9 protein-coding genes are annotated in these 7,681 nt (G+C 69.4%); 5 read left to right on the top strand and 4 right to left on the bottom strand.

The window, feature by feature from the left end:
- Window positions 1–248 precede the first annotated feature (248 nt).
- A complete protein-coding gene (locus tag ACWF94_RS27140; RefSeq protein ID WP_453493787.1) occupies window positions 249–1,040 on the bottom strand; it encodes a hypothetical protein in 792 nt (263 codons plus the stop codon).
- Window positions 1,041–1,186: 146 nt separating this feature from the next.
- On the opposite strand from ACWF94_RS27140, the gene ACWF94_RS27135 reads away from it, so the two are divergent.
- From ACWF94_RS27135 to ACWF94_RS27120, 4 genes are all read left to right on the top strand, one after another.
- Window positions 1,187–1,984, top strand: coding sequence for an ABC transporter ATP-binding protein (locus ACWF94_RS27135; protein WP_453493784.1), 798 nt, complete (start codon window positions 1,187–1,189; stop codon window positions 1,982–1,984).
- 177 nt (window positions 1,985–2,161) lie between these two features.
- The gene (locus tag ACWF94_RS27130; protein ID WP_453493781.1) at window positions 2,162–2,590 is read left to right on the top strand and encodes an NfeD family protein; all 429 of its coding nucleotides are present in this window, start codon (window positions 2,162–2,164) and stop codon (window positions 2,588–2,590) included.
- A gap of 103 nt (window positions 2,591–2,693) precedes the next feature.
- The gene (locus ACWF94_RS27125) at window positions 2,694–3,623 is read left to right on the top strand and encodes an SPFH domain-containing protein (protein ID WP_453493778.1); all 930 of its coding nucleotides are present in this window, start codon (window positions 2,694–2,696) and stop codon (window positions 3,621–3,623) included.
- A gap of 59 nt (window positions 3,624–3,682) precedes the next feature.
- The gene (locus ACWF94_RS27120; protein ID WP_453493775.1) at window positions 3,683–4,459 is read left to right on the top strand and encodes a sulfite exporter TauE/SafE family protein; all 777 of its coding nucleotides are present in this window, start codon (window positions 3,683–3,685) and stop codon (window positions 4,457–4,459) included.
- 62 nt (window positions 4,460–4,521) lie between these two features.
- Here the strand turns inward: ACWF94_RS27120 and ACWF94_RS27115 are convergent, their stop codons facing one another.
- The 3 genes from ACWF94_RS27115 to ACWF94_RS27105 form a co-directional block, all read right to left on the bottom strand.
- Window positions 4,522–5,031, bottom strand: a complete 510-nt coding sequence (locus ACWF94_RS27115) for an HNH endonuclease (protein ID WP_453493772.1) — start codon at window positions 5,029–5,031, stop codon at window positions 4,522–4,524.
- Window positions 5,032–5,216: 185 nt separating this feature from the next.
- Window positions 5,217–5,753 (bottom strand): YbhB/YbcL family Raf kinase inhibitor-like protein, encoded by a 537-nt coding sequence (locus ACWF94_RS27110; protein WP_453493769.1) that lies wholly within the window; start codon window positions 5,751–5,753, stop codon window positions 5,217–5,219.
- A gap of 47 nt (window positions 5,754–5,800) precedes the next feature.
- Window positions 5,801–6,583, bottom strand: a complete 783-nt coding sequence (locus ACWF94_RS27105; protein WP_453493766.1) for a sporulation protein — start codon at window positions 6,581–6,583, stop codon at window positions 5,801–5,803.
- A 75-nt stretch (window positions 6,584–6,658) separates the two neighbouring features.
- On the opposite strand from ACWF94_RS27105, the gene ACWF94_RS27100 reads away from it, so the two are divergent.
- The gene (locus ACWF94_RS27100; protein ID WP_453493764.1) at window positions 6,659–7,300 is read left to right on the top strand and encodes a DNA-3-methyladenine glycosylase; all 642 of its coding nucleotides are present in this window, start codon (window positions 6,659–6,661) and stop codon (window positions 7,298–7,300) included.
- Window positions 7,301–7,681 lie beyond the last annotated feature (381 nt).

The following is a 7,681-nucleotide window of genomic DNA, read 5'->3' as shown; positions in this document are numbered from 1 at the left end:
CCGCCCCCCCGGGTCCCCGGGGGGGGGCCCCCCCCAACCCCCCCCCCGCCGGTGGCGCCCGCCGGGGGGGCGGGGGCGGCCCCCCCCCAAGGACCCGGGCCAACGCCCATGCCCCAGGCCGCAGGGCCTAAACGCCAGGGACCGGAGGCCGGGGCTCACGGCGCACAGCGCACGGCGCAAAGCCCGAGACGGGGCCGGCGGCCACCAACCCGGCACAGAGGCCCAGGCGCCTGCCAAGGCGCAAGCCCCTACCCCCGCTCCCGCTCCTCCACCCACGCGTTGTACGCCGCCACCTTCGCCCTCCTCGCCACCCGCTCCACGCCCCGCAGCACCTCCCCCCTCGCCCCCATCTCCGACGCGCTCACCGCACCGCCGTCCCCGTTCTCGTACGCCATCGACACCAGCAGCCCCACCCGCTGGGCCAGCTCCAGCACCCGGACCGCCCGCGGCGGATACCCCGGTGCCAGGGCCGAGCGCCCCCGCTCCGTCCGCGCCCGGTACGCGTCGATCGCCGCCTCCGCCACCGGCCCGGACGCCGCCACATCGATCCGCGACAGCGCGTCCGTCGCCTCCCGCAGCGCCTCCGCCAGCTCCCGCTCGGCCTCCCCGAGCGAGGGCACATCCGCGGGCGGCGCCTGCCGCACCGGCAGACAGCGCCAGACGACCTCGACATGGACATCGGCGGCACCGGGCCCGGACCCCGCCTCGGTCACCTCCGGCACCAGCCCGTACCCCGCCCCGTAGCCGACGACGGCCTCCGCCGCGTCCAGCGCCCGGGCATTGAACTCGGCGGGCCCGCTCAGCCCCAGCGGATGCCCCGGCGCGGGCAGCGCGACCCGCCAGCCGGTCACCCCCAGCAGCCGCAGCCGCCCCAGCGCCAGGGTGAGCCCGACCGGGCCCGCCTCACCCGGCAGCCCCTCCACCCGGTGCACCGCGTCGTCACCGACGATCGCGAGCGCCGCGTCGTCCGGTGATGCAATCCCGGCCAGCAGAGCGTTCCCCCATGCGGCCAGCCGACCTGATCGTGGTTCCGAAAGCATGCACACAGACTAAGGACCCGGCTAAGGATCGGACCGGGGGACGGGGTTACTCGGCCGGTGGCGTAGGTTTTCCCTGGGGGCTGTGCCCACAGGCACACAGAGCCTCCACACACCTCAAGACGATTGCATGGGGAGACAACGCGCTCATGAGCGATGTACTGGAGCTGGTGGACGTATCCGTGGTCCGCGACGGACGCGCTCTGGTGGACGACGTCTCCTGGTCGGTCAAGGAAGGGGAGCGCTGGGTCATCCTCGGCCCCAACGGCGCCGGCAAGACGACTCTCCTCAACATCGCTTCCAGCTATGTGTTCCCGACCTCCGGCACGGTCAGAATCCTCGACGAGCGCCTCGGCGGCGTCGGCGTCGACGTCTTCGACCTCCGTCCCCGTATCGGCATGGCCGGAATCGCCATGGCCGACAAGCTGCCCAAGCGCCAGACCGTGCTGCAGACGGTCCTCACCGCCGCGTACGGCATGACCGCCACCTGGCACGAGGACTACGACGCCGTCGACGAGGAGCGCGCCCGCGCCTTCCTCGACCGCCTCGGCATGTCCGACTACCTCCAGCGCAGGTTCGGCACGCTCTCCGAGGGCGAGCGCAAGCGCACCCTGATCGCCCGCGCGATGATGACCGACCCGGAGCTGCTGCTGCTCGACGAGCCCGCGGCGGGTCTCGACCTCGGTGGCCGCGAGGACCTGGTGCGCCGCCTCGGCCGCCTCGCCCGCGACCCGTACGCCCCCTCCATGATCATGGTCACCCACCATGTCGAGGAGATCGCCCCCGGCTTCACCCATGTCCTGATGATCCGGCAGGGCAAGGTTCTGGCGGCGGGCCCCATGGAGACCGAACTGACCTCCCGCAATCTCTCGCTCTGCTTCGGCCTCCCGCTGCTGGTCGAGCGCAACGGCCGCCGCTGGACCGCCCAGGGCCTCCCGCTCGGCTGAGACCGGCCGAGACCACCGTCCGGGAACACCGGCTGAGGACACGGCCGAGAACACCCGTACCGCACCACACCCACAGCTCACAGCACCCCCTGACGGTACGGCGAAATCCGCTTCCGGCCCGTGCCGACCCACCCCTGCCCCCTGTCGGGACCCGAGCCGCGCACCTACCATGACCTTGTGGAAATCGACGCATGGGTGTGGTGGCTGATCGGCGCGGTCGGACTGGGCATTCCGCTCGTCATGACGGCCATGCCCGAGTTCGGAATGCTGTCGGCCGGAGCTGTCGCCGCGGCGGTCGTCGCGGCCCTCGGCGGCGGAGTCGTCGCCCAAGTGCTCGTGTTCGCCGTGGTCTCCGTCGCCCTTATCGCGGTCGTACGTCCGATCGCCACCCGCCAGCGGGCCGGACGCCAGCAATTCGCCAGCGGAGTCGACGCGCTGAAAGGCCGTCAGGCAGTCGTCCTGGAACGGGTGGACGCCGACGGCGGCCGTATCAAACTCGCCGGCGAGATCTGGTCCGCGCGCTCCCTGGACGCCGGAATGACCTACGAAGCGGGCCAGCAGGTCGATGTGGTCGAGATCGACGGCGCCACAGCTGTCGTGATGTAACCCCTGATCCGAGACAACGGGGCGGAAGGCGCCACACGCAGGCGTATGGTCTGGAAAACTCGATCATCAGAAACATCCGGCAGCGAAGGGCTTGGGGAACGCGATGCAACCGATCATCATCGTCCTGATCATTCTGGTGGTGCTCGTCTTCATCGCCTTGATCAAGACGATCCAGGTCATCCCCCAGGCCAGCGCCGCCATCGTCGAACGCTTCGGGCGCTACACCCGCACCCTGAACGCCGGACTGAACATCGTCGTCCCGTTCATCGACTCCATCCGCAACCGCATCGACCTGCGTGAGCAGGTCGTCCCCTTCCCGCCCCAGCCGGTGATCACCCAGGACAACCTGGTGGTCAACATCGACACCGTCATCTACTACCAGGTGACCGACGCCCGCGCCGCGACCTATGAGGTCGCCAGCTACATCCAGGCCATCGAGCAGCTCACCGTCACCACCCTGCGGAACATCATCGGCGGCATGGACCTGGAGCGGACGCTGACCTCCCGCGAGGAGATCAACGCCGCCCTGCGCGGAGTCCTCGACGAAGCCACCGGCAAGTGGGGCATCCGCGTCAACCGCGTCGAGCTGAAGGCCATCGAGCCGCCCACCTCCATCCAGGACTCGATGGAGAAGCAGATGCGCGCCGACCGCGACAAGCGCGCCGCGATCCTCACCGCCGAAGGCATCCGCCAGTCGCAGATCCTCACCGCCGAGGGCGAGAAGCAGTCCGCCATCCTGCGCGCCGAGGGCGAGGCGAAGGCGGCGGCCCTGCGCGCGGAGGGCGAGGCCCAGGCCATCCGTACCGTCTTCGAATCCATCCACGCCGGAGACCCGGACCAGAAGCTGCTGTCCTACCAGTACCTCCAGATGCTCCCCAAGATCGCCGAGGGCGACGCCAACAAGCTCTGGATCGTGCCCAGCGAGATCGGCGACGCCCTTAAGGGCCTCTCCGGCGCCTTCGGCAACCTCGGCGGCGGGATGCCCGGTTTCAACACCGGCTCGGAACGCCGTGAGGAGCCCCCGGTCACCTGACGCCCACCCCCGGTCGGGCATGATCGGTGCATCCGGCACCGATCATGGAGGGCGTCAGCATGACCATCTGGGAGATGCTCGCCGTCTTCGCCGCGGGTGTCAGTGCCGGCACCATCAACACCATCGTCGGCTCGGGGACCCTGATCACCTTCCCGGTACTCCTCGCCACCGGCCTGGCCCCGGTGACCGCGACCGTCTCCAACGCGCTGGGCCTGATCCCCGGCGCGATCAGCGGAGCCATCGGCTACCGCGCGGAACTCAAGGGCCAGCGCCGCCGCGTCCTGCGCCTCAGCGCCGTCGCCGCGGTCGGCGGCATCTGCGGAGCCGTACTCCTGCTGACACTGCCGTCGACGGCCTTCGAGACCATCGTGCCCGTCCTCGTCGCCCTCGCCCTCGTCCTGGTCGTCCTCCAGCCCCGGATCTCCCGGGCCGTCCAGCGCCGCCGCGAACGCAAGGGCACCGTCGCCCACCCCGACGGCGGCCCGCTCCTGTCCCTGGGTCTGCTGCTCTCCAGCGTCTACGGCGGCTACTTCACCGCGGCCCAGGGGATCATCTACGTCTCCCTGATGGGCATGACGCTCGACGAGACCCTCCAGCGCATCAACGCCGTCAAGAACGTCCTCGCCGCCGTCGTCAACAGCGTCGCCGCGCTCTTCTTCCTCTTCGTCGCCGACTTCGAATGGACCGCCGTCCTCCTGATCGCGATCGGCTCCACCATCGGCGGCCAGGTGGGCGCGAAGATAGGCCGCCGGCTGCCCCCGACCGCACTGCGCGCCATCATCGTGGCCGTCGGCACCGTCGCGATCGTGCAGCTCCTGCTGCGCCGCTTCGGCTGACACACCGAAGCCCGCTCCCGTCGCACCGACGTGAGCGGGCTCCACCTCACCTCTCCACCCGGCTACGCTGCGGGCCGCGCCGCGAGCCACTCGGGCAGCACCGACCGCTCGCCCACCTTCATCCCCAGCAGCATCGCGTCCGCCGGAGACGGTACGAACGGCTCGTGCAGCAGCGGCATCCCGGCCTGCTCCGGCGTACGGTCCGCTTTGCGGTGATTGTCCTCGGCGCAGGACGCGACCGTGTTCAGCCAGCTGTCCGCACCGCCTCGCGACCTCGGCACCACATGGTCCACGGTCGTGGCCCGCCTGCCGCAGTAGGCACAGCGGTGCTGGTCCCGCACCAGCACACCCCGCCTCGACCACGGTGCCTGTCTTCGGAAGGGCACCCGGACATAGCGGCACAGCCTGATCACCCGGGGAACGGGCAGATCGACCGCGGCGGCCCGCATACGGAGTCCCGGGTGGGCCTGCTCGACGACGGCCTTGTCCTGAAGCACCAGCACCACCGCGCGGTTCAGCGTCACCGTCGACAGCGGCTCGAAGCTCGCATTCAGTACCAGCGTGTCCCGCATCCCGCCCACCTCCCGTTCGCCGGCCCGGCCCGCCACGGGCGCTGGGCTTGGATCAACTCTGGCCGGGCGCGCCGAGATGGACAACGCAATATCGTCTCTCCGGGGCGCCCCAGGCCCCGGCAGACAAAAAACTGCCCTGCTCTGATCTCTCCAAGACCAGAGCAGGGCAAACAACGGGCGAACGCTCAGTGCGCCGGCGGACCCTCGTACTCACCGATCAGCTGCGCGCGGGCGATCGTGTGGAACCGCAGATTGAAGCCGACCACAGCGGGCGACACATCCGCGTCCGGCCCCAGCTTCCCGCTGTCCACCGCGTACACCGTGAACACATAGCGGTGATTCTCCCCGGCGGGCGGGGCCGCGCCGCCGAAGTCCCTCGACCCGTAGTCGTTACGGACCTGGACGGCGCCCGGGGGCAGCCCCTCGAACGACCCGCTGCCCGCACCCGCGGGCAACTCCGTCACCGACGCCGGAATGTCGAAGAGCACCCAGTGCCAGAATCCGCTGCCGGTGGGCGCGTCCGGATCGAAGCAGGTTACGGCGAAGCTCCTGGTCCCGGCGGGGAACCCCTCCCACCGGAGCTGCGGCGAGGTGTTGCCCTTGGCATGGACTTGAGCGTCCTTCAACACGGACCCGGGCTCGATGTCCTCGCTCACCACCGTGAACGACGGAACCTCCGGGTGGAAGTCGTGCGGAAGGGGCGCCCTCTTCGGCTCGGTCACGGGATGAACCTCCGGTTCGGCTGCTGTACTGGTCTGCCGGACCGAGCCTAGAACCAGTTACGACGGCCGCCGACATCGGCGAGCCACTGGTTGAGATACGCCGCCCAGTCGGTCGCCTGGAAGTCGTGGTGCCCCACCTTGAACGCCTTGTACGAGTCGCTGCCCTCGCTGAACAGCCCCGGCTTCTTGTCCATCTCCAGGATGACGTCCATCTCGCGGTCATCGGCGACGAACGTCAGCTCCACCTGGTTCAGCCCCCGGTACCGCTCCGGCGGGTAGAACTCGATCTCCTGGTAGAACGGCAGCTTCTGCCGCGTCCCTCGGATGTGTCCACGCTCCATGTCCGCACTCTTGAAGCGGAAACCGAGCTGGATGAACGCGTCGAGAATCCCCTGCTGCGACGGCAGCGGGTGCACATCGACCGGGTCCAGATCGCCCGAGTCCACCGCCCGCGCGATCTCCAGCTCCGTCGTCACCCCGATGTCCATGCCCCGGAGCCGCTGCCCGGCGACGCTCGTCACCGGTGTCTCCCACGGGATGTCCAGCCCGAACGGCACCACATGCACCGCTCCCGCCGAGACCTCGAACGCGCCGCCGAGCCGCTGCTTGGTGAACTCGATGTCCTGCTTGACCTCCTGGTCACCGCTCTCGACCTCGACCCGAGCCTGCAACCCGACGGACAGCCCCTCGATCCGCTGATCCACCGAACCGCCCTGGATACGCACCTCGCCCTGGACGACTCCGCCCGGCACGACGTTCTCCTCGGTGAGCACCGTCTCCACTGATGCACCACCGGCGCCCAGACTCGCGAGCAGCTTCTTGAAGCCCATGTCCAACTCCTCCTTGGTCCTGACCCCTACATACGCGCGGCGACCGTCCCCGGTTCCCCGGTACCCTCGGACGCCATGATCGAGAGCCCCGACCGTACGCCGTTGCCCCGGGAGTTCTTCGACCGTCCGGTACTGGAGGTCGCGCCAGAACTCCTCGGCTGCACCCTCGCACGTCAGACCGCCGACGGCCGCATCGAACTGCGCATCACCGAGGTGGAGGCTTACGCGGGCGACCTCGACCCGGGCTCCCACGCCTACCGCGGCCGAACCGCCCGCAACGATGTGATGTTCGGCCCGCCCGGTCATGCCTACGTCTACTTCACTTACGGAATGTGGCACTGCCTCAACGCGGTGTGCGGCCCCGAGGGCCGGGCGAGCGGAGTCCTGCTCCGGGCCGGCGAGGTCCTGGTCGGCGCAGAGCAGGCCCGTAAACGTCGAATCTCAGCCCGATACGATAAGGAACTGGCCAAAGGCCCGGCCCGCCTCGCCACGGCCCTCGGTGTCGACCGCGCCCTCAACGGCACGGACCTCTGCGCCGACGCCAGTGCCCCGCTGGCCCTGCTGCCCGGCCGCGCTCCCCGCCCTGACCAGGTACGCAACGGCCCCCGTACGGGAGTGGGCGGCGACGGGGCCCACCACCCCTGGCGCTTCTGGATCGACGGCGACCCCACGGTGAGCCCCTACCGGGCCCACACCCCTCGCAAGAGGGCAACTTGACTCGCCCTTGCGCGCCGCCTAACGTAGCCCGAGCCGCTTGAAACGGGCCCTGCTACTCAGCACCCCGGAGCGGCCACCCACTACTTACGACGAACCCCAATCGGGCTCTCTTTCGGCGTGCCGAAATTCCATCCCGATGAACTCGATTATGAGTTGCACTGGGGCTCGGCTAATGTAGTGAATGCGCCGAAAGGCGAAAAGACCTCTCCAACGGTCATCGGATTGAATTCCAGGTCCCGGAAACGGAACTGGGAATTGGTCTGGTAGAGTCGGAGATGCAAGACCGGAAGGGAAGCGCCCGGAGGGCCTGGTGAGACAGGTTCGATGGAAGTGTTCGTTCCTTGAGAACTCAACAGCGTGCCAAAAGTCAACGCCAGATAT

The sequence above is a fragment of the Streptomyces sp. NPDC055078 genome, from assembly GCF_053607985.1.
This window is presented reverse-complemented; position numbering and strand designations above follow the sequence as displayed.